General features: G+C 68.1%; 26 protein-coding genes. 10 read left to right on the top strand and 16 right to left on the bottom strand.

What is annotated here, in order from left to right:
• Positions 1-4: 4 nt before the first annotated feature.
• On the bottom strand, positions 5-493 hold the full coding sequence (locus EDF58_RS19660) for a flagellar biosynthesis repressor FlbT (protein WP_132268601.1): 489 nt from the start codon (positions 491-493) through the stop codon (positions 5-7).
• 174 nt (positions 494-667) lie between these two features.
• Between EDF58_RS19660 and flgE the strand changes: the two genes are divergently transcribed.
• From flgE to EDF58_RS19645, 3 genes are all read left to right on the top strand, one after another.
• Positions 668-1993 (top strand): flagellar hook protein FlgE, encoded by a 1326-nt coding sequence (gene flgE / locus EDF58_RS19655; protein WP_132268599.1) that lies wholly within the window; start codon positions 668-670, stop codon positions 1991-1993.
• Between the two features lie 61 nt (positions 1994-2054).
• Positions 2055-4151 carry a flagellar hook-associated protein FlgK gene (gene flgK / locus EDF58_RS19650; RefSeq protein ID WP_165921488.1) on the top strand — a complete coding sequence of 699 codons (2097 nt, stop codon included), beginning with the start codon at positions 2055-2057 and terminating at the stop codon, positions 4149-4151.
• A 20-nt stretch (positions 4152-4171) separates the two neighbouring features.
• Positions 4172-5080, top strand: coding sequence for a flagellin (locus EDF58_RS19645; protein WP_132268598.1), 909 nt, complete (start codon positions 4172-4174; stop codon positions 5078-5080).
• 139 nt (positions 5081-5219) lie between these two features.
• Here EDF58_RS19645 and EDF58_RS19640 read toward each other — a convergent pair whose 3' ends face one another.
• Complete coding sequence (locus tag EDF58_RS19640; protein WP_243654382.1) at positions 5220-7109, bottom strand: hypothetical protein; 1890 nt, start codon at positions 7107-7109, stop codon at positions 5220-5222.
• Positions 7106-7399 carry a hypothetical protein gene (locus tag EDF58_RS19635; RefSeq protein WP_132268596.1) on the bottom strand — a complete coding sequence of 98 codons (294 nt, stop codon included), beginning with the start codon at positions 7397-7399 and terminating at the stop codon, positions 7106-7108. Before EDF58_RS19635 ends, EDF58_RS19640 begins: the two co-directional genes overlap by 4 nt.
• 87 nt (positions 7400-7486) lie before the next feature.
• Between EDF58_RS19635 and EDF58_RS19630 the strand changes: the two genes are divergently transcribed.
• Entirely contained in the window at positions 7487-7939 is a 453-nt protein-coding gene (locus tag EDF58_RS19630) for a hypothetical protein (protein ID WP_132268594.1), read from the top strand.
• A gap of 98 nt (positions 7940-8037) precedes the next feature.
• On the opposite strand, the gene EDF58_RS19625 is transcribed toward EDF58_RS19630, so the two are convergent.
• The 4 genes from EDF58_RS19625 to EDF58_RS19610 are packed head-to-tail and all read right to left on the bottom strand — an operon-like array spanning position 8038 to position 10836.
• Positions 8038-8709, bottom strand: coding sequence for a magnesium transporter (locus EDF58_RS19625; protein ID WP_243654381.1), 672 nt, complete (start codon positions 8707-8709; stop codon positions 8038-8040).
• A complete protein-coding gene (locus tag EDF58_RS19620) occupies positions 8706-9311 on the bottom strand; it encodes a hypothetical protein (RefSeq protein ID WP_132268592.1) in 606 nt (201 codons plus the stop codon). Before EDF58_RS19620 ends, EDF58_RS19625 begins: the two co-directional genes overlap by 4 nt.
• Complete coding sequence (fliM, locus tag EDF58_RS19615) at positions 9308-10327, bottom strand: flagellar motor switch protein FliM (RefSeq protein WP_132268591.1); 1020 nt, start codon at positions 10325-10327, stop codon at positions 9308-9310. The genes EDF58_RS19620 and fliM overlap by 4 nt, the downstream gene beginning before the upstream one ends.
• Positions 10324-10836: a flagellar basal body-associated FliL family protein gene (locus EDF58_RS19610; RefSeq protein ID WP_243654380.1), complete on the bottom strand. Its 513-nt coding sequence runs from the start codon at positions 10834-10836 to the stop codon at positions 10324-10326. Before EDF58_RS19610 ends, fliM begins: the two co-directional genes overlap by 4 nt.
• 147 nt (positions 10837-10983) lie before the next feature.
• On the opposite strand from EDF58_RS19610, the gene EDF58_RS19605 reads away from it, so the two are divergent.
• The 6 genes from EDF58_RS19605 (at position 10984) to EDF58_RS19580 (ending at position 17210) form a co-directional block, all read left to right on the top strand.
• The gene (locus EDF58_RS19605; protein WP_132268589.1) at positions 10984-11727 is read left to right on the top strand and encodes a flagellar hook-basal body complex protein; all 744 of its coding nucleotides are present in this window, start codon (positions 10984-10986) and stop codon (positions 11725-11727) included.
• Positions 11728-11782: 55 nt separating this feature from the next.
• A complete protein-coding gene (flgG, locus tag EDF58_RS19600) occupies positions 11783-12568 on the top strand; it encodes a flagellar basal-body rod protein FlgG (protein ID WP_132268587.1) in 786 nt (261 codons plus the stop codon).
• A 4-nt stretch (positions 12569-12572) separates the two neighbouring features.
• Entirely contained in the window at positions 12573-13010 is a 438-nt protein-coding gene (gene flgA, locus EDF58_RS19595; RefSeq protein WP_132268586.1) for a flagellar basal body P-ring formation chaperone FlgA, read from the top strand.
• Positions 13011-13021: 11 nt separating this feature from the next.
• Positions 13022-13795 (top strand): flagellar basal body L-ring protein FlgH, encoded by a 774-nt coding sequence (gene flgH, locus EDF58_RS19590; protein WP_132268584.1) that lies wholly within the window; start codon positions 13022-13024, stop codon positions 13793-13795.
• Between the two features lie 369 nt (positions 13796-14164).
• On the top strand, positions 14165-15055 hold the full coding sequence (locus EDF58_RS19585) for a flagellin (protein ID WP_132268582.1): 891 nt from the start codon (positions 14165-14167) through the stop codon (positions 15053-15055).
• Positions 15056-15356: 301 nt separating this feature from the next.
• Positions 15357-17210, top strand: a complete 1854-nt coding sequence (locus EDF58_RS19580; RefSeq protein ID WP_132268580.1) for a methyl-accepting chemotaxis protein — start codon at positions 15357-15359, stop codon at positions 17208-17210.
• A 60-nt stretch (positions 17211-17270) separates the two neighbouring features.
• Here EDF58_RS19580 and cobU read toward each other — a convergent pair whose 3' ends face one another.
• Genes cobU through EDF58_RS19535 form a run of 9 tightly spaced genes read right to left on the bottom strand, consistent with a single transcriptional unit; the run spans position 17271 to position 25900 of the window.
• Positions 17271-17777 carry a bifunctional adenosylcobinamide kinase/adenosylcobinamide-phosphate guanylyltransferase gene (cobU, locus tag EDF58_RS19575; RefSeq protein ID WP_132268579.1) on the bottom strand — a complete coding sequence of 169 codons (507 nt, stop codon included), beginning with the start codon at positions 17775-17777 and terminating at the stop codon, positions 17271-17273.
• Entirely contained in the window at positions 17774-19228 is a 1455-nt protein-coding gene (locus EDF58_RS19570) for a cobyric acid synthase (protein ID WP_132268577.1), read from the bottom strand. The genes cobU and EDF58_RS19570 overlap by 4 nt, the downstream gene beginning before the upstream one ends.
• A complete protein-coding gene (gene cbiB / locus EDF58_RS19565) occupies positions 19216-20178 on the bottom strand; it encodes an adenosylcobinamide-phosphate synthase CbiB (RefSeq protein WP_132268575.1) in 963 nt (320 codons plus the stop codon). Before cbiB ends, EDF58_RS19570 begins: the two co-directional genes overlap by 13 nt.
• On the bottom strand, positions 20175-21164 hold the full coding sequence (locus tag EDF58_RS19560; RefSeq protein ID WP_132268573.1) for an aminotransferase class I/II-fold pyridoxal phosphate-dependent enzyme: 990 nt from the start codon (positions 21162-21164) through the stop codon (positions 20175-20177). Before EDF58_RS19560 ends, cbiB begins: the two co-directional genes overlap by 4 nt.
• Entirely contained in the window at positions 21161-21910 is a 750-nt protein-coding gene (locus EDF58_RS19555; RefSeq protein WP_132268572.1) for an adenosylcobinamide-GDP ribazoletransferase, read from the bottom strand. The genes EDF58_RS19560 and EDF58_RS19555 overlap by 4 nt, the downstream gene beginning before the upstream one ends.
• Before the next feature lie 30 nt (positions 21911-21940).
• On the bottom strand, positions 21941-22522 hold the full coding sequence (locus tag EDF58_RS19550; protein ID WP_132268570.1) for a histidine phosphatase family protein: 582 nt from the start codon (positions 22520-22522) through the stop codon (positions 21941-21943).
• Positions 22519-23547 carry a nicotinate-nucleotide--dimethylbenzimidazole phosphoribosyltransferase gene (cobT, locus tag EDF58_RS19545; protein ID WP_132268568.1) on the bottom strand — a complete coding sequence of 343 codons (1029 nt, stop codon included), beginning with the start codon at positions 23545-23547 and terminating at the stop codon, positions 22519-22521. Before cobT ends, EDF58_RS19550 begins: the two co-directional genes overlap by 4 nt.
• On the bottom strand, positions 23544-23951 hold the full coding sequence (locus EDF58_RS19540) for a DUF1636 domain-containing protein (RefSeq protein ID WP_132268566.1): 408 nt from the start codon (positions 23949-23951) through the stop codon (positions 23544-23546). The genes cobT and EDF58_RS19540 overlap by 4 nt, the downstream gene beginning before the upstream one ends.
• Positions 23951-25900 (bottom strand): TonB-dependent receptor, encoded by a 1950-nt coding sequence (locus tag EDF58_RS19535; RefSeq protein WP_132268564.1) that lies wholly within the window; start codon positions 25898-25900, stop codon positions 23951-23953. The genes EDF58_RS19540 and EDF58_RS19535 overlap by 1 nt, the downstream gene beginning before the upstream one ends.
• Positions 25901-25960: the final 60 nt, after the last annotated feature.

Below are 25960 nucleotides of genomic sequence, written 5' to 3'. Positions count from 1 at the left end.
CGCGTCAGGCGGCCGGCGTGGCCGCGATGGCCGAGGCCACCTCCACGACGGGCGCGGCTTCCACCGCCGGTGCAGGTTCCGCGGGTGCCGGCTTCGGCGCCACCACGATGCGCGAAAGCGCGTCGGATTCGTAGCCGATCAGCCACCGGCAGTCGGCCAGGGCATTATAGAACTGGCCGGTCGCCACCTTCTGGGCGAAGCGGATGCAGACGGCCTTGGCCTCCGCGGTCTCCAGCGCCAGCATCAGCGCTTCCAGCCGGGCCAGCAGCACCTGCTGGTGCCGCGAAAGGTCGGCCGGGTCTATATAGGCCATCATGCAGGCGAAATAGAGCTGCCGAGCCGGAGAAGTCGCTTCCTCCGGCTTCATGACGTCGCGTCCGCGCAGGATGGTGGCCTCGTTCTCCACGACGAGATCGGTGCGGCCGACGGCGCGCAGAACCGCGCCGTTCACGATCACCGGCTCTCCGTTGCGAAGCGAAATACGAAGTGTCATGTCAATTGCCCCCAAGACATCTGCATCAGTTATAGGATGACTGAGACAGGTCCGTGGCGAAGCGTCATAAATTTTCGTGCGCCTGCGAACGCGGGCCGCGCCATTCTTCCTACAATGCCTCTGTTCGGTGGCCGGTACGCCACTTTTCCCGGCCGACACGCACAGGAGAATGAAATGAGCCTTTATTCAGCTCTTTACGCCGGCGTTTCCGGCCTCGGCGCGCAGGCGAGCGCCATGGCCACCGTCGCGGACAACATTACCAACGTCAACACCATCGGCTACAAGGGCGTTTCCGCCCAGTTCCAGACGCTCGTCACCGATGGCAAGATGAAGAGCAGCTATTCGGCCGGCGGCGTCACCGCCGCGCCCAAGGCGCTCATCTCGAAGCAGGGCCTGCTCCAGGCTTCGAGCAGCCTGACCGACATCGGCGTCGACGGCGCCGGCTTCTTCGTCGTGCGCTCCAGCTCGGATACCAGCGGCCAGATTTCCTATACCCGCGCCGGCTCCTTCACGCCCGATGCCGACGGCTATCTGCGCAACACGGCCGGCTATTACCTGACCGGCTGGCCGCTCGACGCCAACGGCAGCTATACCAACAACGGCAGCATGAACTCGCTGGAGCCGATCAAGCCGAATTCGCTGACCGGCGCCGCCCAGCCCACCACCAAGATTTCCATGCGCACCAACCTGGACTCGACGGCCGCCGAACTGGCGGGCGGCAGTGCAGGCTACGTGCGCGGCTCGATGGCATCGGGCGCGGTCGCGGAGCAGTTCTCCCGCCCGATGGAAGTCTATGACGCGCAGGGCACCTCGCACAGCCTGACCTTCAACTTCGTCAAGACCGGCCCCAACGAGTGGGTTGCGGAAATCTCCGGCACGCCCGGCGAAATCACCAGCTCGAACGGCACCGGCATCACCGATGGCGTCCTCGCCAGCGGCGTGGTGAAGTTCAACCCCGACGGCAGCCTCGACCTGGCCGGTTCGGACCCCTCGCTCTTTGCCAACCTGGACATCGGCTGGGCCAATGGCGCCGGATCGACGCCGATCACCCTCGGCCTCGGCACCAACGGCGGCCTTGACGGCCTGACCCAGTTCGGCAGCGATTCCGCCCTGCTTTCGTCGAGCGTCAACGGCGGCGTGCTGGGCACCGTGTCCTCGGTGGAAATCTCGGACACGGGCATCGTCAGCGCCGTCTTCGACGACGGCACGACCCGCGCGATCTACCAGCTGCCGATCGCCACCTTCCAGAACCCGGACGGCCTGACCCGCATCAGCGGCAATGCCTACGTCGCCTCGGCCACTTCGGGCAACGTCGCGATCAACCAGCCCGGCGCCCTTGGCGGCGGCTCGATCTCGGCCGGTACGCTGGAAGCCTCGAACGTCGATCTGGCGGCCGAGTTCTCGAACATGATCCTCTTCCAGCGCGCCTACAGCGCCTCGTCGAAGATCATCACCACGGTCGACGACATGCTTCAGGAAGTCAGCAACCTGAAGCGCTGATCTCGGCCCTTACCCTCAAGACCTTCCCTCTCCCGGCGATATTTTCAGGAAGACCAGCACCGTGTCCCTCAACCAGATACTCAATTCCGCCATGTCCGGCCTTTCGGCCTCGCAAGCCGGAATGCAGACGGTCTCCAACAATATCGCCAACGTCAGCACGGTGGGCTACGCCCGCCAGAAGCCGACGCTCTCCACGGCAGTGGCCGGAGGGAAGGTCAACGGGGTCGTGGTCGGCGAACCCTCGCGCGTGGCGGACAAGTTCCTGGAGAACGCCGTCTACCAGCGCGCGGGCAACGCCGGGCGCAGCGAGGCGGCTGCCACTTACCTCGACCGTCTCCAGTCGCTGCTCGGCGCCACCGATTCCAAGTCCGGCATCGCGTCGAGGCTGACCGCCCTTTCCACGTCGGTGTCGCAGATCGCCAGCCTCCAGGGCTCGGCGCAGTCGATCGCGCTGTTCACCGGCAACGTGTCCGACACCATCGACAGCCTGAACCAGCTCCGGGGCGACGTCTCCAACCTTCAGGCCGATGTCGAGAGCGAAGTCTCCGACACGGTCGAGCGCACGAACGTGCTCCTCAAGAAGATCCACGACCTCAACAGCGAAGTCGCCCGGCTCCAGGGTCTGGGCAAGAGCGTGTCCGGCCCGGCCGACGAGCGCATGTCCGCGCTGGAGGAACTCAGCGGCCTCGTCGACGTGACCGTGCGCGAACAGAGCGACGGCCGCGTGACCATCGACACCGCCTCGGGCCAGGTCCTGCTCGACAAGCGCCTGCGCCAGCTCAGCTACCCCTCCGGCGCCGCGTCCTCCCAGGCGACCTATCCGGCGATCGACATCCGCTTCGCGTCCGACAGCGGCGTGATGGGCGCCTCCACCGGCGAGAAGATCGATTCCACCGCCGTCGGCGGCAAGCTGGGCGGACTGCTGGACATCCGCGACCGCGCGCTGCCCAATTTCTCGGAACAGCTGGGCCAGCTGTTCAGCGGGCTTGCCGAGACGCTGAACAAGGTTTCCAACGCGGGCACCACCCTGCCCCCGCCGAACACGATGACCGGCGAGCCGAACGGCCTGATCGGCACGGACCGCCTGGGCTTCACCGGGAAGGCCACGTTCGCGGTCGTCGGCAAGGACGGCACGCTGGTTTCCAAGACGACTGTCGACTTCGATGCGCTGGGCCCCACGGCCACCGTCGATGACGCCATCGCCGCGATCAACGCCGGCCTCTCGCCTAACGGCACCGCCAGCTTCACCAACGGCGTCCTGTCGATCGGCGCCGCATCGAGCGCGAACGGCATCGCCATCGCCCAGGACCCCGACAGCCCGAGCGACCGCGCCGGCGTGGGCTTCTCGCAGTTCTTCGGCCTCAACAACCTGATCCGCTCGGACACGAGCGCATTGGCGCCTTCAGGCTTCACCGCCAGCGATCCCCACGGCTTCGGCACCGGCGAGACCGCACAGATCGTCCTGCGCGATCCCACCGGCAAGGTCCTGACCCAATATACCCTCACCGGTTCCACCGGATCGACCTGGGGCGACCTGGTGGGCGAACTCAACGCCAGCCCGCTTTCCGCCTATGGCAGCTTCGAACTCGACGACCGCGGCCGCATCCAGTTCAACACCAATGCGGCAAGCTCGGGCTCGACGATCTCGATCCCTTCGGATTCGACCGACCGGAACGGCACCGGCCTGTCCTTCTCCTCGCTTTCGGGTCTGACCGGCGCGGCGAGCGGCCTCGCTTCGGCCGAAGTGCCCGCCAGCCTGCTGGCGGATACCACGCGGCTGCCACTGGCCCAGCTCCAGCTGACGGCCGCGGTGGGCGAAAAGGCCATCGGCTCAGGCGACATCCGCAATGTCTCCGGCTTCGTCGACGCGCTTTCCGGCGCGGTCGATTTCGGCAAGGACGGCAGCCTCACCATCGGCACTTTCGCCAACCGCCTGCTCGGCAGCGCCGGTTCGCAGGCCTCGCTGGCGCTGACCAATTACAACGACGCCTCCTCGCGGCTGAGCGACGCGCTCGACCGCCGCGATTCCTTCTCCGGCGTCAATGTCGACGAGGAACTCGCGCAGATGGTGATCCTGCAAAACAGCTATTCGGCCGCGGCACGCGTGATGACCACGGCCTCGGACATGTACGACACCCTGATCGGCATGCTCCGCTGAGTTAGAGAGAGGATACGAAGATGACCCGCGTAGCCACCATCCCCCTGCAGCGCACGCTTGCCAGCGCCATCACGCGCTCGCAGGAGAACCTTGCCACCAGCCAGCTGCAGTTGACGTCGGGCAAGAAGGCCACCGACTATGCCGGCCTCGGCCTCGATGCCGTGCGTACGCTTTCGGCCAGGTCGATGCTGGCGCAGCAGGAATCGTACAAGGACAATGCCGGCCGGGTCTCGACCACGCTGTCGCTCTACGATGCCAACCTCAACCAGGTCGATTCCTCGCTGTCGGATCTCAGCACCCAGCTTCTGAGCGCAATCGGCACCGGGGATTCGCCCGGGCTTCAGGCCGCCATCGAAAGCGCCTTTGGTGACTTGCGCACCGCGCTCAACGCCAACGAAGGCGGCATTCCCCTCTTCGCCGGCTCGCAGACCTCGGGCTCCCCGTTCCTGCCCAAGACGCTGCAGGACACCGTCGGCCTCGACGCCGCGGACGCTTTCGCCAACGACGACGTGCGCCAGTCGACCCGCGTGGGCGAGAACATCGAGCTTGAATACGGCATCGGCGCCAGCGACGTCGCCACCAACCTGATCCCCGCGTTCCGCACCCTGGCCGAGGCCGGCCCCTTCGGCGAGAAGCTGACGGATACGCAGAAGCAGGCCATCACCGATGCGCTGGCGCAGCTGGACACCGGCGTCACCGACTTGCGCAACGTCAACGCCACCAATGGCCGCAACCAGAACAAGATCGACAATCTGACCGACCGCGCGGACGACCGGATCAACTTGTTCAAGGAAGTGATCGGTTCGGTGGAAGACGCCGATCTCGGCCAGGTCGCGATCGACATCACGCAGCGACAGACCATCCTGGAAGCGAGCTATTCGGTCTTCGCCCAGCTCAATTCGATGTCGCTGGCCCAGTTCCTCAAATAAGCACCGGGCGGCAGCGCAGCGCATGAGAAAGGGCGCCGGGATCTCGATCCCGGCGCCCTTTTCCGTTCGGCAAAGCTCCGTTCGACGAAGCTCCGTTCGACAAGGCCGGGGCCGGCTTGCAGCGCGCCCCCGGCGCCGGTCAGCCCTTGGGCGCGGCGCTTCCGGGTGCGCGCTCCAGCAGGTCGGCAAAGTCGCCCGCCGGGCTGGCCGAGGGCATGGCCGCCATGGCCCGCGCCAGTTGCGGCCCATTGCTTTCTGCCGGACGCCCGGTCAGCATCTCGAAGACGGGCGCGGAAGGCAGCCCCTGGAAGGCCGCGGCATAGCGTGCATGGAGGCCGGCAAGGCCTTCCTCGCGGCCCAGCATGGCCAGGGAGATGGCATGGCGCAGCACGACGGCCTGCGCCACTTCGTCCAGCGCCCGGCCCTTGGGCAGTCCACCGGCCGAAGCCTCGGCATAGCGGGACCAGTCGCGCTGCTTCCACAGGATCTCGGCGCGCAGGGTATCCGCATCGGGCACGTCCTGAAGCACGGCCATGGCCTCGTCGATACGGCCGATCTGGCTGAGCGCGGCGGCCTCCACGCGCTTGCGCGCGGCGATCATGGCATCGGGGAACGAGGGATCGTCCGACTTGCGCAAGGTTTCCAGCGCGCGGTCCGGGCGGCCCGCCAGAATGAACAGCGTCGCCACCCGCGCCGAGAGCGGCCCGCGGGCAAGATCGCCCGCCCGCACGAAAAGCTGGTAGGTGAGCAGGTCGCCTGCACGTTCGTAGAGCCCAGCCTGCTGGAGCCGCTCGGCAAGATGGCTGGCCATGAGGTCTCCCTCGGCGCCGCCCGGTGCGATGTCGCGGTAATCCCAATAGAGCCCGGCCGCCTTGTCCAGCGGCAGCTTGCGCGCAGGGTCCAGCGCGGTCGTCAGCTTGGTCCGGAGGCCGGGCAGGAAGTCCGCCCCCTGCCGCGTCGCATCGTGGTAGCGGAACAGGGCCGCCCCCGCCGCCAGCGCGCCGGACAAGTCGCCCCGCGCATCGTAGAGCCGGTAAGTGAGGCGCAGGGCACGCTCCTCGATGGCATCGCCCCGCCAGGCATAGCGGATCGCGTCGAGCCGCTTGAGCGCCGCTTCGGGGCCGACCGTCTTGTGAGCGACTTCGGATTCGATCTCGCTGAGGCGCGCGTCCATGCGCTGCTCCATCGTGCCCGAGCGCTCGACGCGGGCGAAGCGCAGGCGGGCCTGGTCGGCATGGCCCTGTGCCAGCTCGGCGCGGCCGCGATAGAGATTGGCCGCCGGATCGCGGTCAGGCAGCGGCGCCAGCCATTGCAGCGCCTTGTCCGGCGCCCCGCCTTCCACGCCGGCGCGGGCCGCCGCGAGCACGAAGGCCTTGGGCCGCGGCGTCTTGAGCGCGGACCTTGCGCAATCGAGCTGCTGCAGCGCCTGTTCCCCCAGCGCGCTCTGGGCCAGCGCCCGCAGACGCCAGGCACAGGCCTCGGGATTGGTACCGAGCCCGGGCGCGCCCAGCGCGGACAGTGCTTCGGGATAGCGGCCCAGGAGCGTCAACGTCGCGCCTTGCGCCAGGCGGAAGGTATCGACCATGACCAGGTCCGGATCGTCCTGCCGCATCACTTCGAGCACGCCGAAGGCCTCGCCCCCGCGCTCCTGCCCGATCAGGCTGCGCGCGTAGTTCCAGCGCGCCTGCTGCCGTTCGGGGCGCGGCACGCGCGCCAGTCGGGTCCAGGCGTCGGCGTCGGAAAGCCGGGTCCAGGCGGCCGGTCCCACGATCGCGGGCTGCTGCGCGAGATCGGCGGCGAAGCCGGGCAGGCGCGGTGCGGGCGGCAGCAAGGCCGCCTTCGGCGCAGCAGCGCCCGGCGGCGTCAGCGACGCCTGCGTGGCAGGAGCAGGGGCAGGAGCAGGGGAAGAAGCGGCCGCAGAAGCAGGCAATGAGGCCAGCGGGGTGGCAGGCGGCGACGCCGCCGGGGCAGCGAGCAGCGCCGCGCCGGGGACGAGTGCGGCCGTGGCCAGCAGACGGGTAAGGATCACAGCAGGGCTCCGGGAAACAGGACCGAGGTCGCAAAGAGCACGCCGCCCAGCGCGCTGCCGATCAGGAACAACAGGACCGCCAGAGCCACCCAGAGCGCACCGCCGCTTTTGCCGGTCGCCGTGGGGAGCGCCTCACCTGCACTTATCTGCGGTGCATCGGTGCGGCGGCGTCCCGGGTTGGGCACACCATTACCGGCTGCTCCACCGGCCTGCGGCGAGGAGGAGGCGTTCCCGTCCGGCGTTCCGGAAGAGAAGACCCTGACTTTCGCCGGGCGCCGATCGTCACTCATCTTAACCTGACTCCTGGGGTTTCGTTCTATTATAGAGGAACAAGCCGCCGGGCGGTCCGTCCTGGTCGGCCCGATCTGGAGTCTTCGATGCCGCGTTCCGCCCGTTCCCCCAGAGCCGCTAAGCTTGCCGCCCGGCTTGCAGCGCTGCTGGCCGCGAGCCTCGCGGCCACGGCGGTGACGACGCCGGCCCTGGCCGAAGCCAAGAAGCCGGACCCCCTGCCCCCGCCCGATCCCTCTTTCGTGGTGATGGAGCCGATCGACGCCCCGATCGTGGACAGCGGCCGTCTGGACGGCGTGCTCCACGTCTCGATCACGGTGAAGACGAAATCCGCTGCGAACGCCGCGGAACTGGCGAAGCGCATGCCCGAACTTCGGGCCGCCTCGCTGGCCGCCGCCATCGAGTTCGCCCGCCTCCACGCCTCCCCTTATACGCCCGTCAACGTCGCCCGGCTCTCCGCCATGATGGCGCCGCCGATCAAGCGGCTCGACAAGGGCATCGAGAAAGTGCTGATCGTGAAGGTCTCCGCCGACGAAGGCTGACGGCTTTCCCTGCCAGGCGTGCAGCAAACCAGGTCGTCCAGCAAAAAAGCCCCCGTCCGGACTGGACGGGGGCTTTTTCGTTCCTGCCTGGGGCGTCCTTACTGCGCCGGTGTCGCGGCGGGCGCTGCGGCCGGCTTGCCTGCAGCCGGCTTGGCCGTGGCCGCCAGCGCCTGGGCCTTGCCGCGCTTCGCTTGCGGCAGAGGAGCCGGCGGCGCCTTGATGACCTTGCGGCCAGCCAGCGCCATGGACAGTTCCACGGCCGAACTCGGCGTCATGTAAGCCATGATCTGCGCGGTCGCACGCTCGCGCATGCGGCGGGCGACCTGCGCCTGCACTTCGATGTCGAGCTTCTCGAAAATCGGCGCGGCGCGCTGGGGCTTCATGGTCTGGTAGATGCGCGCCAGATTGTCATAGGGCACTTCCGGCTCGGGCGCACCGTTCTTGCCGCCCGTGGGCGCCGCCGCGGCCTGGTTCTGCTGGGCCTGACCGGCAAGGCGCGATTCGCCGGCCTTGACCGCCTGCTCGCGCATTTCCAGCTTGCGCCGCTCGGCGGCCAGCACGCGGTCGCGCCGGACCGAAGCGTCCTGGAGCGAGGCGCCGAGACGCCCCGAATCTCCCTTGCCGCTGTCCACCGCAGGCGCCGCGAGGGCAATGGCATTGGCCACCGCCGCCACGCCGGCCACGCCGAAGATCAACCGGGAGGGCGTCACCAGCGCGCGCAGCGGAGCGAGCACGCCGGCCATCAGTCCCGAAGCCTCAGGGCGTGTCATGCAACCGCGCTTTCACGCGATGCGCGGGCGGCAGCGATGTCGCGCACGACGCCGGTGGTGTCGCCGCGGGTCACGTCGTTGATGGCGGCCGGAACGGCAACCTTGCGGCGCGAACGGGTGCGGGCAGGAGCGACTACCTTCTCGGCTTCGAGAATGCCGGCAACGACCTTTTCCGCGTCGCTGGACTTGGCTGCAGCAGCCTTGGGAGCGGTCTTGGCGGCCGTCTTGGGCTTGGCGGCGCGGGGCTTGCGGACGGCGCGCTTCTTCGGCGCCGCTTCCTCGACCTTGGGGGTCTGCGCGGCCGCATCCATGATACGGTCGGCCACGGCATTGCCGATACCCACCATCAGGGTCAGCTCATCGCGGATTTCCTCGGCCGCGGCAATGGCGCTGGCCTGGGCGGCGCCGTCGGTGGACAGGACGCGCTTGAGATCGCCCAGCACGACGCGGGCCTGGCTGGTGGCGCGGTCGATCTGGGTCACGCTTTCGGAAATCTGGGTGTCGCGCAGCTGCTTCATGCGGCGCCCCATGCGGGCGCTCTGCACCAGCACGGATACGCAAAGCAGGATCAGCACGACATTGATCATGGTGGCGAAAGTCATTTCGGATACCCCTTGGAAATGTCGGTGGCCATGCGAATGGCGATATTGCTCGAACGCTGGCCGATATGCGCGCGGCCCAGCGGTACACCGCCGCACTGGACCTGAAGCGCATCGTTCGGGCTGTGGCTGAGGGCGATGGTCTGCCCCACCTTGAGAGTCATGACGTCGCGCAGGCTCATCTGCTTTTCGCCGAGCACGACGTCCACGGTGACTTCGGTATTGTAGAGTTCACTGGCCATGTGCGCCGCCCACATGCGATCGCGGCCGAGCTTTTCGCCCATGAAGCGCTGCAGCAGCTTGTCGCGCACCGGCTCCATCGTGGCATAGGGCAGCAGCACCGAGAACTTGCCCCCGCGCCCTTCCATGTCGACACGGAAAGTGGCGACGGCAGCAATATTGCTGGGTCCGGCGATGGCGGCGAAGCGCGGGCTCGATTCCATGCGCTCGACCACCATGGTCACCGGCTCGATCGCTTCGAAGGCCTGCGACAGGTCGTCGAGAGCAAGCTGGACCATCTTGGCGACCAGCATCGTCTCGATCGTGGTGAAGGCACGCCCCTCGACCCGCATCGGGCGCGAACCCTTGCGGCCGCCGAGCAGCGCATCGACGACGGCGTAGATCAGCCCGGAATCGACCGTGACGACGCCGTAGTTCTCCCACTCGGTCACCTGGAACACGCCGAACATCGCCGGGAGCGCCACATGGTTCATGAATTCGCCGAAGCGGGTGGAGGTGATTTCCTCCAGGCTGACGTCGATCGCGTCCGAGGTGAGGTTGCGCATGCTCGTGGCGAAAGAGCGCACCATGCGCTCGCACACCACTTCCAGCATGGGCAGGCGCTCGTGGCTGATCACGTTGGACTCGATCATGGCCTTCAACCCGCTCTTGGGCTGGGTGGGCATGTCGCTGTCGAACCCGAACAGGGCATCGATACCGGCCTGGTCGAACATGTCGTCGTTGATCGCGCCCATCTTGGGCGGATCGGGGAGGACGAAGTCGTCGAAGTCGTCGCTCATTGCTGGACGAGGTCCTGGATCAGCACGTCCTTGACCATGCCCGCGCCGAGCGCCTGGGTGGCGCGCGTCATCATCTCTTCCTTGATGCGGAACACCGCGGCCGACCCGTTGAGATCGTCCGGGCGCAGCTCGCGCAGGAAGGGCTGCAGCGCATCGAGCACCGCCGGCAGCTTGTCCTTGACCTTGTCGGTCTTGCCGTCTGCCGCAACGATGATGAAACGCAGCTTCAGGAAGCGCGCCTGGCTGTCACTGCCGCGCAAGTTTACGATCATCGGCGGCACTTCGATATAGGATGAAGACCCGGCTTCACCCTCCGGCGCTTCCGCCGCGGCCTCGTGCTCGCCGCTTGCCTCGGCGCTGTCGCCGCCGCGCATGAACCACCAGGCCCCGCCGCCGCCCGCAAGCAGCGCCAGGACCGCGGCCCCGCCGATCACCAGCATTTTCCGGCCGGACTTCTTGGGCTCCGGCACATCGACCGCCGTAATGTCGATCACGTCGTCGCTGGACAACTTTCATCCCCTTGGCTGTCGGGATGCGCGCTTCACCGAAATGGTGTCGGCGCATCCGCTTTCGCGATTTCGCCTCTATTATAGGAAAGCTACACGGCAAAATCTGCCTAGCGCCGAATATCTGGAACTTTTTCGCAAGGTGCTTGAATGGACGTCTCTTCCTTCGTTCTGCTGAGCCACGAGCAGGCCCTGCGCCGTCAGCTCGACATCACCGCCAACAACATGGCGAACACCAGTACCGTGGGGTACAAGCGCGAGCAGGCGCTGTTCCACGAATATGTCGAGACGGTGAAGGACGCTCCGGTGGAGGATGCGCGCAAGACCTCCTTCGTCCTGGATTTCGGCGCGGTACACGACACGTCGCAAGGCGCGTTCCAGTCGACCGGCAATGCGCTGGACGTCATGATCGACGGCCCCGGCTACCTCAATGTCGAGACTCCCGAAGGCGGCGTCGCTTATACGCGCGCGGGCTTCGTGAAGATCCTGAGCACGGGCGAACTGGCGACGTCGGGCGGCCAGCGGCTGCTGGACGAAAACGGCCAGCCGATCGCCGTGCCCACCGACCAGCTCAACCAGGTGACGATCACCGAGGACGGCTCGGTCATGGTGGGAGACGGCCCGGTCGGCCGCCTTGCCGTGACCAACTTTGCCGACGAGAACATGCTGGAGCCGCGCGGCGACGGCATGATGACCGGCACTAACGGCCGCATGCTCACGGCGGCGCAGACCAAGCTCAAGACCGGCGGGGTGGAAGCCTCCAATGTCGAGCCGATCACCGAGACCACGCACATGGTCGAGATCCTGCGCTCCTACCAGACCAGCCAGCGCCTCTCCGCCGATCTCAACGACATGCGCAAGCGGGCGATCGACCGGCTGAGCCGGGTCAGCTGACGGCCTGCGTCCTTACAGCATTTTCACGCCTATCCCTTTCTAACGAGGAGCCATCATGCGTTCGCTCTCCATCGCTTCGACGGGCATGCTTGCCCAACAGACCAACGTCGACGTCATCTCGAACAACATCGCCAACATGAACACCACCGCGTTCAAGCGTCAGCGCGCGGAGTTTCAGGACCTGCTCTACCAGCAGGTCTCGCGCCCCGGCGCCAATACCAGCGACAGCGGCACCAAAGTGCCGACCGGCATCCAGATCGGCGCGGGCGTCCGCACGGGCGGCGTCTACCGCATCACCGAACAGGGCGCGCTGACCAATACCGGCAACACGTATGACATGGCGATCGACGGCCCCGGCTATTTCCAGATCACCATGCCCTCGGGCGACGTCGGCTATACCCGCGCCGGTTCTTTCCAGCTTTCGGACCAGGGCGAACTCGTCACCACCGACGGCTACCTCGTCCAGCCGAACATCACGATCCCGCAGGGCGCGCTCGACGTGACCGTCTCGAAGTCCGGCGAAGTGCAAGTGAAGATCGCCGGCCAGGCCGAACTCCAGACCGTCGGCCAGCTCGAACTGGCCACTTTCGTCAACGAGGCCGGCCTGGAAGCGATCGGCTCGAACCTGTTCCTGGAAACCGGCGCATCCGGCCAGCCCACCGTCTCGACGCCGGGCCAGCCTTCGTTCGGCACGCTGAGCCAGGGCTTCATCGAAGCCTCGAACGTCAATCCGGTCTCGGAAATCACCTCGCTCATCACCGCGCAGCGCGCCTACGAGATGAACAGCCGCGTGCTCAAGACCGCGGACGAGATGCTCCAGACCTCCACGCAGATCAGCTGAAGCCATGCTCACCGCACTCCTTCTCGCCCCGGCACTGGCCGCCGCCCCGGCGATTCCCGCCGGGGAAGCGGCGCCCGTCCTCGCCCGCACCGTCGAACGCGGCGAAGTGCTGTCGAAGGCGGACTTCGTCACCGCCCCGGTCTTCCCGGCCATTGCGCGCAATGCGCTGAGCCCGGCCGAAGCGGCGGGGCAGGAGGCGGTGCGCCGCCTCAACGCGGGCGCGCCCGTGCGCTCCACCGACCTCACCCCGCCGCGTCTCGTGCGCCGCGGGGAAGCGGTGACCATCTCGCTCGTGTCCGGCAACCTGAAGATTTCCTCGCCCGGGCGCGCGCTCAGCGACGGTACCAAGGGCGAGCAGGTGCGCGTGCTCAACCTTGCCACCAACCGCACGCTCGACGCCGTGGCCGAAGGCTCGGGCGACGTGCGCATCACCGCGCAGTAGGGAGACTGGCCGTGAACAACCGCTTCGCAACCGTCGCTTCCGTGATCCTCGCCGCCAGCCTGGTTTCGGGCTGCGGCTCGGTGGGCCGGCTCAAGAACGTCGGCAAGGCGCCGAAGATGTCGGAAGCCGAGGACCCGGTCGCCCCGCGCCTCGAACCCTCGATCGGCAACCACTCGGTGGACGACCGGGCACTGGCGGCGGGCGGTCAGCAGGCCGACGCGGCGCGCGGCGCTTCCCTGTTCCGTACCGGCGGCGGTGCCTTCTTCCGCGACCAGCGCGCCTCGCGCGTGGGCGACATCGTGACGATCCGCATCAACATCGCCGACAATGCGCAAGTCGCGAACTCGACCACGCGCACCCGCAACGGCAGCGAGAACAGCGGCATCGCCGCCCTGCTCGGTCTGGAAACGGTGATCCCCAAGATCCTGCCCGGCAACCCAGACCCCTCGAAACTGGTCAGCACGGATTCGAAGTCCAGCGCCACCGGGGTCGGCAACACCACCCGCAGCGAGCAGATCAACATGACCGTGGCCGCCACCGTCATCGGCGTGCTGCCCAACGGCAACCTCCAGATCCGCGGCAAGCAGGAAGTCCGCGTCAACTACGAGCTGCGCGAGCTGGTCGTCACCGGCGTGATCCGGCCCGAGGACATCGCCCGCGACAATTCGATCAAGCACTCCCAGATCGCGGAGGCCCGCATCAGCTACGGCGGCCGCGGCCAGCTCACCGACGCGCAGCAGGCGCGCTGGGGACAACAGATCTACGACGCCCTCTTCCCGTTCTGACGAGGCGTACTATTGCGATGTGAATTGCACCTCTCCGGCAGCAGCCGGAGGGGTCTTCTGCGTATTTGCAAAGTCCTTAAACCGCGCTAACCGAAACCCACGCGTCGTTCATCCCCCATTTCGTCATTGCGAGCGTAGCGAAGCAATCCAGAGTCGGTCTCAAGCCGCCCTGGATTGCTTCGCTACGCTCGCAATGACGAGGGGTAACGATACACCGGATCGAAACGAGAAAATTTTTCTTCCAGAAAATCCGAAGGCTTCTTCCGTCTTCCTAAAATGAACATGCAGCCGGAAGAACCAGCTGCGCGCATGGCGGCGCTTCCGCTATCTGGCCGCAGAACTTGGCCTGTATTCTAGAAGGAAGATACAATGGCGTTTTCGGTTAACACCAATGCTGGCGCAATGGCCGCTCTCCAGAGCCTCAACGCGACCAACAAGGGCATGAACACCGTGCAGAGCCGCATCAACACCGGCTTCAATGTCGCTTCGACCAAGGACGATTCGGCAAAGTACACGGTTGCCCAGACGCTTCGCGGCGACCTCGGCAAGCTGAGCGCGGTCACCACCTCGCTCAACAACGCCAAGAGCGTCACGGACGTTGCTGTTGCCGGTGCCGAGCAGATCTCCGACCTCGTCAACGAGATGAAGTCGAAGACTCTCGAAACGTCGGACGCAGGTCTGGACGCAGAAAGCCGCAAGGCGATCGCCAAGGATCTGGTCGCTCTGAAGAAGCAGATCGGCACGATCATCGACGGTTCGGACTTCAACGGTACGAACCTGCTGAAGGACACCGGCGTCGCAGTAGCTACCGACGGCAAGGTCAGTGCACTTCAGTCGATCTCGGGCGCCGAGACCCTGACCGTGGACAACCAGGGCTTCACCACCAAGGCGACCGCTGCTTTCGGTGCCTGGAGCGGCACGGCTGACAACACCGACATCGACGCCATCAGCACTGCTACTGACGGTGATGCGGCAAAGACGGCGGCTGATGCCTTCACCGGCAAGCTGGACACCTTCTTCGGTCAGGTCAAGGACAGCCTGAGCGAGATGGGCGCGGCTTCGCGTCAGATCGATGGTCAGCTGTCGTTCAACAGCAAGCTGACCGACGTGGTCACTGCCGGCGTGGGCAACCTCGTCGACGCTGACCTGGCCAAGGAATCGGCGACCCTTCAGGCCCTTCAGGTCCAGCAGCAGCTGGGCACGCAGGCTCTGTCGATCGCCAACCAGGCGCCGCAGACGATCCTGTCGCTCTTCCGTTAATCGGAAGTTCGATGGTCTCCCGGTTCGCCGGGAGGCAGGTCGTCTGGAAGGCCGGGATGGTTCGCCATCCCGGCCTTCTGTCGTTTCGGGAACCATGAAGCGGGGTGAGGCCGAAGACGCACCGGAAGCCTTCCTGAGATTGCCGCCAAAATTCATCGAGCGCCGCAGCCACGCAGGCCGTCTTCACGGCGGTTTCGCAAGGAATTCCACGCCTCCCACGCCCGCGATTTGCCCGTCGATCTATAATAAAAATGGCGCGCCCACGGCGGGACCGACCCCCCAAGCAGGAACTGGACTACAAATGCTTGAATTTCTGAACAATTGGCGTTTGCCCAAGAAATTGTGGGCTGCCTTTTCGATCATCAACATCATGATCGCCATTGTCGGCATCAACGGCTTCCTTTCGACCCGCGAGCTGAAGTCCGTGGCCGAGGCGCATGTCTCGCGCGGGATGGCCGGCATGTCGGGGCTCACCGACGTGATCAGCAACGTCAAGGAGCTGCGGATCATCGTCTACAGCTACTATAACGCCGCTTCCGCCGCCGACGCCCAGAACCTGCGCGACCGCCTGAAGTCCGGGGATGAGGACCTGCTGAAGTCGGTCGAAGCCTACAAGGTCATCGGCGACGAAGCCTTCGCTGCCGAAACCGCCGACCTGCGCACGCGCGCCCTGGCGCTCACCCAGGTCAACGACCGGATCTTCGCCCTGCGCACCGCCGGCGACAACGACGGCGCCATGGCGCTCATCAAGGGCGACGGCAAGAAAGCCTCGCACGACATGATCGAGCAGACCGACAAGCTGATCGAACTGACCCGCGAACGCGTTGCCGCCAAGGCCGAAGACGGTGCCCAGACCGCCCAGACCGCCATGATTCTCTGCGTGACGCTGGCGCTCGGCGCGATGGCGCTCATCGTCTTCATCTGGCTGCTCATCAACCGCTCGGTCGCCGCACCGATGAGCCGCATCGCCCAGGTCACCTCGACGCTCGCCGAAGGCGGCAAGGCCGAAGTCCCCTACCGCGAGCGCGGCGATGAAATCGGTGAGATCGCCGAGGCTGTCGAACAGTTCCGCGCCGCCGCCGAAAGCCGCGCCGAAGTGGACGCCAAGGGTGCCCGCGAACAGGAACTGGTCACGTCCACCTTGCGCTCCAGCCTCCAGGCGATCAGCGAAGGCGACCTGACCCAGACCATCAACGCCGACTTCCCGCCCGCCTATGGCGAACTGAAGAGCAACTTCAACTCCGCCGTCGGCGCCTTGCGCGACCTGATCGGCGCCGTGGCCGAAAGCGCCGTGGCCATCCGCACCGGCTCCAGCGAAATCGCCCAGGCTTCGGAAGACCTGGCCCGCCGCACCGAGAGCAACGCCGCCAGCCTTGAGGAAACCTCCGCCGCCATCACCCAGATGGACGAACGCCTGCGCGCCACCGCCGCCGCCGCCGGTCGCACCGTCCAGCGCGCCGATGGCGCGATGAACGTGGTCGGTTCGGGCCGTGAGATCGCCGACGAGGCCGTGCAGGCCATGGGCCGCGTCAGCGAAAGCGCCAAGGGCATCGACTCGGTGATCGAAGGTCTCGACAAGATCGCCTTCCAGACCCGCGTGCTGGCCATGAACGCCGCCGTCGAAGCAGGGCGTGCCGGCGATGCCGGTCGCGGCTTCGCAGTCGTGGCCGATCTGGTCTCGGCGCTCGCCATGCGCTCGGAAGAGGAAGCCAAGCGCGCCCGCGAACAGCTCACCGCCACCCAGACCGACATCGGCACTGCCGTGGAAGCGGTGCAGCGCGTCGACGGCGCCCTGCAGAACATCTCGGGCGACGTCACCGAAGTGCACTCGCTGCTGAGCGACATCGCCAGCGACAACCAGGCGCAGTCCTCGACGATCACCGAGATCAGCGCGACGATCGGCACGATGGACCAGGCCACGCAGCAGAACGCGGCGATGGTCGAGGAAACCTCGGCCGCGGCACGCAACCTCAACAGCGAGGTCACCTCGCTTTCGGATCGTGCCTCCATGTTCCGCACCGGACACGAAGGCATGCGCGCGCCGGTCCGCACGGTTGCAGCGGCCTCGTTCGCCCCTGCTCAGCCGATGCAGCCGGCAGCGATCCGCAAGCCTATGAAAGCGCTCGCCACGGCGGACGACTGGATGGACTTCTAAGCGTTCACCGAAAGCTGAAAACGGAAAAGCCGCCCTGTCCCGGGCGGCTTTTTCTTCGCCCTATTTCAACACCAGCGGCAGACCGGCGGCGACGAAGACCGCCCGCTCCACCGTGGCGGCAACACGCTGGTTGAGTCGCCCGGCCTCATCGCGAAACCGCCGCCCGAGAGGTGTGTCCGGCACGATTCCCAGTCCGACTTCGTTCGCCACCAGCACCAGCGGCTTCGGGCATGCCGAGATCGCCCGGCACAGACCATCGAACTGCGGCTGCAACGCCGCCTCCGCCAGCATCAGGTTCGACAGCCACAGGGTGAGGCAGTCGACCAGGACCCCGTCCGCCTCGTTAGCGGCCCGCGCGATGGCCTCGCTCAGGTCCATCGGCGCTTCCAGAGTGGACCAGCGCGGCCCGCGATCCTCTCGGTGGCGAGCGATCCGCGCCTCCATCTCGTCATCAAGCGGCTGGGCGGTGGCGATATAGATCAACCGTCCCGGCCCCGCCTCGACGAGCGCCTGCGCATGGCGGCTCTTGCCCGACCGCGCGCCACCCAGAACCAGCGTGCTCGTCATGCGCGATACTCCGTGAGGGCCAGCAGGCCGTCGATGTCGAGATGTCGTTCCATGTCCGCCGCCAGTTCGTCGAGCGCGGCATCGACGGCAGCGCCGTGGTCGAGCCCGTCGCTCTGCGCCCCCAGTCGCGCCAGCAAGGCGGCGCGCAGTCCGGTCGAGGCGAGCAACCCGTGGCAATATGTCCCCATGATCCGGCCCGAGGCATCGACCGCGCCGTCCGGCCGGTCATCGCCGAGCAAGGCGAAAGGCGCCGCCCCGCCGCGCCGGGTGACGCCCATGTGCATCTCGTAGCCGGTCATCCTTGCGCCGAGCGCCGTGCCCGAAACCTCGCGCAGGGCCTTGCGGTCTCCCAGCACGGTGGTCACGTCGAGCAGGCCCAGCCCGGCAATCTCGCCCGGCGGCCCCTCGATGCCGCGCGGATCGGCGATCGTGTGGCCGAGCATCTGGTACCCGCCGCAGATGCCCAGGATCAGCCCGCCGCGCCGCCGATGCGCCAGCACATCGATGTCCCAGCCCTCGGTGCGGAGGAAAGCCATGTCTGCCATAGTGGCCTTGGAGCCGGGCAGCACGACCAGCGCGGCTTCGGCCGGGATCGGCGTGCCGGGCGGGATCATCGCCACGTCCACGCCGGATTCCTGCCGCAGCGGATCGAGATCGTCGAAATTGGCGATGCGGGGCAGTATCGGACAAGCGACGAGCAGCTTGCCGTTGCCGCCGCCCAGCCCTCTTTCGAGCACGACGGCATCCTCGCTGGGCAGGCGCGAGACGGCGCGGGACCACGGCATCACGCCATAGCCGGGCCATCCGGAAAGCTGCGCGATGGCGGCATAGCCATCGGCGAACAGCGCCGGATCGCCGCGGAACTTGTTGATGAGGAAGCCCCGGATCATCGCCGCGTCATCGGCGTCGATCACCGCGCGGGTGCCCGCCACGGCCGCGATCACGCCGCCCCGGTCGATATCCCCGACCAGCACGACCGGAACCCCGGCCTCGCGCGCGAAGCCCATGTTGGCGATGTCCCCGGCGCGCAAGTTGATTTCGGCCGGGGAGCCCGCCCCTTCCACCACCACCAGATCGCAGCGCGCCTCCAGCCGGCGGTAGCTCGCCATGACTTCCGGCAGGAGCGTGCGGCGCGCCTCGCGGAAATTGGCGCTGCCCAGGGTGCCGCGCACTTCGCCGTGGACGACGAGCTGCGAGGTCCGGTCGGCCTGGGGTTTCAGCAGGACCGGGTTCATGTCGACATGAAGCGGTGCCCGCGCCGCCAGGGCCTGGAGCGCCTGGGCGCGGCCGATCTCGCCGCCCTCCGGGGTGACGGCGGCATTGTTCGACATGTTCTGCGGCTTGAACGGCAGGACCTTCAATCCGCGGTGGGTGAGCGCGCGGCATAGCCCCGCCACGAGCACGGACTTGCCGACATCCGACCCCGTCCCCTGCAACATCAAGCCAGCCATACTGCTCCCCACGCCGCGGCGAATGCGCCAAGGGCCAGCAGGACGCAGGCCCGGCGGTAGATCGCCAGCGCCCGTCGCAAGTCCGCCGCGCCGGCAATCCGGCCCTCCTCCCCGATCCAGGGCTTCGGGGCAAGAACGCCGTCGTAAAGGATCGGCCCGGCGAGCCTGACGCCGAGCGCGCCCGCCATGGCCGCTTCGGGCCAGCCGGCATTCGGCGAGGCATGGCGGCCGTGGTCGCGCAGCATGACCCGCCAGCCAGCCCGCCCGCCCGCTCCGGCGGCGAGGCAAAGCACCGCGCCCGCCAGCCGGGCCGGGAGCAGATTGGCCAGATCGTCGATCCGCGCGGCGGCCCAGCCATAGGCCCGCAGCGGTTCTTCCGGGTGGCCGATCAGGCTGTCGGCCGTGTTGATCGCCTTGTAGGCCCAGGCGCCCGGCAGGCCGCCCAGCAGAAGCCAGAACAGCGGCGCCGCCACCCCGTCGCAGAAGCTTTCGGCAAGGCTCTCGATCGCCGCGCGGACCACCCCGGCGGCATCGAGCCCGGCCGTGTCCCGCCCGACGATCATGCCGACGGCGCGGCGCGCCTGCGCGAGGTCGTCCGCTTCGAGCGCGGCCAGCACCGGCCGGACGTGGTCGTCGAGACTGCGCGCCGCCAGGGCCGGCCATGCCAGCACCGCCAGCAGGAGCCAGGCCCCGTCCCCTGCCGCACCGCGCACCAGCCAGACCACCAGCATCGTCGCCAGCACCACCGCCGCGATCAGGCCGAGCATGGCGCCCAGGCCGGCGATGCGCCGCGCCATGTCCGACCACTCCGCACGGTTCAGCTTGCGCTCGCAGCCAGAGATCACGCGGGCGAAGAGGCCGACCGGATGACCGATCAGCCCGTGGAGCCGCCCCGGCCAGCCCAGCGCGCCCTCCAGCGCCATGGCGGCGAAAGCGATCGGCTCGATCACGCCGCGCGGCCTGCCAATGCCGCGTCCAAACGCGCCAGCGCGTCCGCATCGCCGGGCACGCCGAAGCGCAGCCAGTCGGGGCGATCCGCGAAAGGGCGCACCAGAATGCGCGCGCGGGCCAGGCGATCGAACAGCGCGCCGCCCGCGCAGCCGGTCACCAGGCGGAACAGCGGGCAGTCCCCCTGCGGCTCCAGCCCATGGCGGTGCAGCACGGCATCGAGCGCGGCAGCGCGCACGGGCAACGCGCTGCGGGTGCGTGCGATCCAGTCGCCATCGGCATAGGCCGCCGCGCCGATGGCCAGCGCCCCGGCATGAACCGGCCAGCTCCCCAGCAATTGCCGCAGCAGCATCATGAGCGCCGGCGGGCCGAGCACGAAACCCAGGCGCAGACCCGCCAGTCCGAAGAACTTCCCGAACGAGCGCAGCACGATCAACCGGAACCCCGGCGCTACGGCGCGGGCGACACTGGCGCCGGGATGACAGTCCGCGAAAGCCTCGTCGACGATGAGAAAGCCGCCCGTGGCATCGATGCGCTCCGCCCAGGCCACCACATCCTCGGGGTCGCGCAGCACGCCGTCGGGATTGTTGGGATTGGCGAAGACGAAGACTTCCCGGGCTTTCGGCTGCTCGCCGAACAGCGCCGGGCGCGAGGGGGCGAAAGCCTCCCGATGAGTGCGATAGGCGGGCACCAGCGCGCGGCCGGGCAGGTCCAGCGCCCTGGCCAGCAGGCGCAGCGCGGTCTCGCTGCCCGGCACCGCACAGCAGAGTTCCGGCGCCACGCCGAAATGGCGCGCGGCCGCGGCTTCGAGGCGAAGCAGCGCATCGGGATCGGGCAAGGCCGTCCAGTCGACCGGCCCGACGCCCGCAGCGAGCCATGCCAGTGGGTTGAGGCCGGTCGAGAGGTCCAGCCAGTCTTCCGGCGCACCGCCGAAAGCTCGCGCCGCCTCGCTTACGCGGCCGCCATGAAACAGGAAGGCCGCACTCATCGCACGACCGCCAGCGCCAGCAGCAGCAGGGTTTCGACGACCTCGATCCCGGCGCCATGCCCGTCCCCGGAAATACCGCCGATACGGCGCCGAAGCCACCAGCCCCAGGCCGGAACCACCAGGAACACCGCCAGCAGGGCGGGTGCCACGAGCAGCGCCGCGACAGCCCCGATGACACTCCACAAGGCCAGGTGCCGCCAGGTCACCGCGCTGCGAAAGCGGCTGCCCAGCCCTTCGTGCAGCGGCGGCAGCGCCAGCGTCCAGGCCAGCGGCGCCGCGCGCGCCAGCGGAGCGACGAGCAGCAGGGCCCAGACCTGCCCGGGCGCCAGTGCATGGAGCAACACCAGCTTCGCCAGCAATTGCATGCCGATCGCCACCACCGCAAAGCTGCCGACATGGGGATCGGCCATGACCGCCGAGAGCCGCGCCGGATCCTTGTGCGCCGCGCCCGCGCCATCGGCCACGTCGCCAAGCCCGTCGAGATGCAGCGCGCCCGTCACCGCCACCCAGGCGCCAAGGCCGCACAGCGCCGCGATCCAACCGTCGCCGCTGCCGCCGCCCATGGACGGGGCCATGAACGGAGCCACGGAGCGGGCCAGCCACCAGGCCAGCGCCACCGAGCCGCCAACGGCCAGCCCCGCCGCCGGGAACCAGCGCATCGACCGGGCGAAGTCGTCCGCATCGGCGCGAACCGCCGGTAGCGGCAGCCGCGTCAGGAACTGGAGGGCGAGAACGAGCTGCTTCATCCTGCCTTACCCTTCATCCTACCTTGCCCCTCATCCTGCCTTGCTACTGTCGAGCGAGAGGATCTGCGCGGCAGGCAGGCCCTCGCCCGGCCAGATGCGCAGGCTCACCAGCGCGCCATAAGGCAGTTCGAAAGCCCAGACCTGGCGGTGGTCGAACCCGAACAGGACCGAGAGCGCAGCGCGCATCGCTCCCCCGTGCGTGAGGATGAGACTGGCCCTGTCGATACCCGCCACGGCCTCTCCCACGCGGGCGCAGAGCTGCGACCAGCGCTCGCCTCCCGGCGGGGCGAAAGCCTCGGGATCGTCCCAGAACCGCGCCTGCACGGCCGGATCGAGCTGATGCGGCGCCATGCCGTCCCAGGCGCCGAAATCGATCTCCCGCCACCGCGGGTCGAGGCTGTGCGGCAGGCGGCGCATGGCCGCGATCTGCGCGGCCGGAATGCTGGAGCGGCGCAAGTCCGAGGAAATCACCCGCTCGAACGCCAGGGCCGCGCTGCGCGACACGCAGCGAGCGATGCCTACCGGGGTCGGCGCATCGTCCCGGTGGCCCAGCAGCAAGCCCGGCTCGTAAGGCGCCCCGTGGCGCATCAGGTGGACGAGGATGCCGCTCATGATGCCCCGGACACGGAGGATGCCACTGCCGCCTCGGCAAAAGTCGCCATGCCGTCATGCGCCGCCAGGGCCGAACGCACGATCTGCGCCGCCACCGCCGCGCCGGACCCCTCGCCCAGCCGCATGCCGAGGTGGAGCAGCGGGTCCAGCCCGAAGCGATCGAGCAGGCGCGCATGGCCTGCTTCGGCCGAGCAGTGCGCGGCAAGGCAGTGGGCCAGGGCATCGCGATTGCCGGCGAACAGCGGCGCCATGGCCGCGCAAGTGATGAACCCGTCAAGCAGGACCGGCACCCGCAAGTGCCGCGCTGCCAGCACGGCGCCGGCCATGGCCGCGATCTCACGCCCGCCAAGGCGGCGCAGGGTCTCGAAAGCATCCTCGCAGGCCGCGCCGTGCAGGGCGAGCGCCGCCGTCACCGCCTCGGCCTTGCGCGCCACGCCGGCATCGTCGAGCCCGGTGCCGCGCCCTACCCAGTCGGCCGCAGCCCCGCCGAAGACCTGCGCCGCCAGCGCGGCCGCCGGGGTGGTATTGCCGATCCCCATTTCGCCCACGAAGAACAGATCGCTGTCCGCCGACACCGCGGCAGCGCCGCGGTCGAGAGCTTCGAGGCACTCGGCCTCGCTGAGGGCGGGCTCTCGCGTAATGTCTCCGGTCGGGCGGTCGAGATCGAGCGGGACGACCGAGAGCGTCGCCCCGCAGGCGGCCGTCAGCGCATTGATCGCCGCGCCGCCGGCCTCGAAATTGGCGACCATCTGCGCCGTGACTTCGCTCGGATAGGCGCTCACCCCGCGCGCCGCGACCCCGTGATTGCCCGCGAAGACCACGGCGCGGATCCGCTCGGCCCGTGGCCGGATGCGCCCCTGCCAACCAGCCATGAACACGGCGATGTCCTCCAGCCGCCCGAGCGAGCCCGCAGGCTTGGTGAGCGACGCCTGGCGCGCACGCGCGGCGGCCAGCGCAGGCTCGTCCGGTCCGGGCAGGTCGGCCAGGGCCGCGGCGAAAGCGGCGCGGTTCTCGAAGCGGATCATGTGCCCAGGTACCCTTCCGGCGGGGTGCGGGTGATGAAGTGGCCCTTCACGCCCTGTGGCCACTCGCGATAGGGCACCTGCCCCTCCTCGCTGGCGGCATGGCGCACCGCATATTCAAGGATCGCGCGGGCCGCCTCCGCATCGGGTGCGAAATCGCCGAGCACATAGCCCAGCTTGCCCGGCGCCCGGATCGCCACGGTGCAATGGCGCTGGCAGGCGAAGAGGCAGGGCATTTCCTGCACCGCCACGCCCTGGAGCGCGGGATCGGCGGCCTGCGCCGCGCGCATGGCCTCTGCCAGGACCGCACCGCCGCGCCGACCGTCCTCGTCCTCACGGACTTCGGCGGAATGGCGGCAGGTGTTGCACACGACCACGGACGGGCCGGGTTCGACTGGAAGCAGCATCAGAACCGGCTCCTCAGTCCGAAATAGACGGTGCGGCCAAGCGTGCCGTAGCCGCTCACGGTTTCGTACTTCTGATCGCCCACGTTTTCGATACGTCCTTGAAGAATCAGGCCTTCCATGACCTGCCACTGCGCGCGCACATCCACTAGCCAGTAGTCGTCCAGCGTGGCGGTGCCGGTCGCCGCATTGAAGCTTTCACCCGAATAGCGCGCGGCCAGACTGGCGCGCAGGCCCTGCGGCAGCGCCACGCCCAGCTCGGCATTGGCGAGATGACGCGGCACGCGCTGGAGCTGGCGGCCGTAAGTGCTGCTACCTTGCGTGCGATCCTCTGCCGCGATCCAGCTGTAGTTGCCCTGGGCGAAGAGAACGCCCCACTTGGCCGACGCGGCGAGTTCCAGCCCGCGGGCATGGCTGGCCTTGACGTTGGCATAGTAGCCGAAGCGCGACGTGCCCGTGCCGGGAACGTAGCAGATGTCCGGCAGGGTACCGCTGGTGGGGCAGTAGGCAAAGTCGATCAGGTTGTCGGTATCGCGCTCGAACCAGGTCGCCGACAGGCGGAGGGCTTCGCCGAAGCCTTGCTCGGCGCCCAGTTCCCAGCCTTTCGCCTTCTCCGGCTTGAGATCGGCCACGCCGTACATGCTAAAGAGCTGGTAGAGCGAGGGCGCCTTGAAACCCTCGTCATAACTGGCGCGCAGTATCGTGGCGCCGCCATTGGGGGTGTAGACCGCGCCCGCGCTGACCACCGTGTTGCCGCCGAAGCGCGATTGGTGGTCGTAGCGCGCGCCGCCATTGAGCGTCAGCCCGGTGAGCGGGGTCACGCGCAGTTCGCCGTAGACGCTGTCGGTATTCGCCCGGCTGGGCACGAGGGCATAGGCCGCGGTGCTGTTCGCGGGCGAGGCGGTGGTCATCCGCTGTTCCTCGCGCTCGGCGCCGAACACGGCCTGGATGGCCTCGCTGAACGTGTAGGTGCCCTGGTACTCGAAACGGCGCACGCGGCCATGGGCGTCGAACGTGAGCTGGCGGACCTGCCGCGCGGGGTCGAAGTTCTCGCGGTCGGTCTCGGTCTGGAGCACGGCCACGCGGTTCGCCAGCCGGCCGTCCAGCAGCGCGAAGTTCACCCCGGCATAGCCCGACCATTCGCGCGTCCGCCCATAGGCCAGGGAGTCGCCGGAGGTACCGTCGAACGCGTTCCGCGAATCCGACCAGTAGCCGCGCAGATCCAGCGAGATGCCGGGCGCGACGCGGTAAGTCATCGTGCCGCTGGCCGCGCTGCGCCGGTAGCCGTCGTCCTCCGTGCCGTTCGCGCGCGCGGAGATGCCGTCCGTGGCGAAGCGCGAGGCGGCAATGCGCCAGTCGACGGCCTCGGAGGTGCCGCCAAGACCCGCGCGGGCCGAGACGGTGTCATGGGTTCCTGCTTCCACCGCGAAGCTGCCTTCCAGCGGCGCGGCCGCGCGGCGGGTGCGGACGTTGACGACACCGCCGATGGCATCGCTGCCCCAGAGGATCGATTGCGGACCGCGCAGGATCTCGATGCGATCGGCATCGTCGATCAGGAAATTGGCAAAGCCATAGCCTCCCGCCGTCGATGAGGCGTCCGACAGGCGCATCCCGTCGATCACCATCACCGTCTGCCCGGCATCGGCACCGCGAATGCGCAGCGACGTGGTGGTGCCATAACCGCCGTTGCGCGACATGCTGATGCCGGGCGTGCGCAGCAGCACATCGGTCAGCGCGATCGGCTGGGCCGCAACGATCTGCGCCTCGTCAAGCACGGTGACGGTATCGGCCACCCGGTCGGCCGCGACGGGCGTGCGCAGGGCGGTGACCACGATGCGCTCGTCCAGGGGCACCGCATCGGCCTCCTCGGCCAGGGCCGCCAGCGGGTGCAGTGCCCCTGCAAGGGTGAGCGCGAGAGCCAGGGGGCTGGCGGCGGGAATTCGGCAGTTCACGGCATGTCCTTCGCACGAGCATCGACCCGGCCGGGTCGGCACGCATGCGAAAGGCAGGGC

Origin of the sequence: Novosphingobium sp. PhB57 (assembly GCF_004342985.1) — a bacterium.
Taxonomy (GTDB): domain Bacteria; phylum Pseudomonadota; class Alphaproteobacteria; order Sphingomonadales; family Sphingomonadaceae; genus Novosphingobium.
This window is presented reverse-complemented; position numbering and strand designations above follow the sequence as displayed.

Excerpts from the sequence above, each read along its gene's own strand:
- EDF58_RS19660 (WP_132268601.1), bottom strand. The coding sequence starts at position 493 with ATGACACTTCGTATTTCGCTTCGCAACGGAGAGCCGGTGATCGTGAAC.
- flgE (WP_132268599.1), top strand. The coding sequence starts at position 668 with ATGAGCCTTTATTCAGCTCTTTACGCCGGCGTTTCCGGCCTCGGCGCG.
- EDF58_RS19645 (WP_132268598.1), top strand. The coding sequence starts at position 4,172 with ATGACCCGCGTAGCCACCATCCCCCTGCAGCGCACGCTTGCCAGCGCC.
- EDF58_RS19635 (WP_132268596.1), bottom strand. The coding sequence starts at position 7,399 with ATGAGTGACGATCGGCGCCCGGCGAAAGTCAGGGTCTTCTCTTCCGGA.
- EDF58_RS19630 (WP_132268594.1), top strand. The coding sequence starts at position 7,487 with ATGCCGCGTTCCGCCCGTTCCCCCAGAGCCGCTAAGCTTGCCGCCCGG.
- EDF58_RS19625 (WP_243654381.1), bottom strand. The coding sequence starts at position 8,709 with ATGACACGCCCTGAGGCTTCGGGACTGATGGCCGGCGTGCTCGCTCCG.
- EDF58_RS19620 (WP_132268592.1), bottom strand. The coding sequence starts at position 9,311 with ATGACTTTCGCCACCATGATCAATGTCGTGCTGATCCTGCTTTGCGTA.
- fliM (WP_132268591.1), bottom strand. The coding sequence starts at position 10,327 with ATGAGCGACGACTTCGACGACTTCGTCCTCCCCGATCCGCCCAAGATG.
- EDF58_RS19605 (WP_132268589.1), top strand. The coding sequence starts at position 10,984 with ATGGACGTCTCTTCCTTCGTTCTGCTGAGCCACGAGCAGGCCCTGCGC.
- flgG (WP_132268587.1), top strand. The coding sequence starts at position 11,783 with ATGCGTTCGCTCTCCATCGCTTCGACGGGCATGCTTGCCCAACAGACC.
- flgA (WP_132268586.1), top strand. The coding sequence starts at position 12,573 with ATGCTCACCGCACTCCTTCTCGCCCCGGCACTGGCCGCCGCCCCGGCG.
- EDF58_RS19585 (WP_132268582.1), top strand. The coding sequence starts at position 14,165 with ATGGCGTTTTCGGTTAACACCAATGCTGGCGCAATGGCCGCTCTCCAG.
- EDF58_RS19580 (WP_132268580.1), top strand. The coding sequence starts at position 15,357 with ATGCTTGAATTTCTGAACAATTGGCGTTTGCCCAAGAAATTGTGGGCT.
- cobU (WP_132268579.1), bottom strand. The coding sequence starts at position 17,777 with ATGACGAGCACGCTGGTTCTGGGTGGCGCGCGGTCGGGCAAGAGCCGC.
- EDF58_RS19570 (WP_132268577.1), bottom strand. The coding sequence starts at position 19,228 with ATGGCTGGCTTGATGTTGCAGGGGACGGGGTCGGATGTCGGCAAGTCC.
- EDF58_RS19560 (WP_132268573.1), bottom strand. The coding sequence starts at position 21,164 with ATGAGTGCGGCCTTCCTGTTTCATGGCGGCCGCGTAAGCGAGGCGGCG.
- EDF58_RS19555 (WP_132268572.1), bottom strand. The coding sequence starts at position 21,910 with ATGAAGCAGCTCGTTCTCGCCCTCCAGTTCCTGACGCGGCTGCCGCTA.
- EDF58_RS19550 (WP_132268570.1), bottom strand. The coding sequence starts at position 22,522 with ATGAGCGGCATCCTCGTCCACCTGATGCGCCACGGGGCGCCTTACGAG.
- cobT (WP_132268568.1), bottom strand. The coding sequence starts at position 23,547 with ATGATCCGCTTCGAGAACCGCGCCGCTTTCGCCGCGGCCCTGGCCGAC.
- EDF58_RS19540 (WP_132268566.1), bottom strand. The coding sequence starts at position 23,951 with ATGCTGCTTCCAGTCGAACCCGGCCCGTCCGTGGTCGTGTGCAACACC.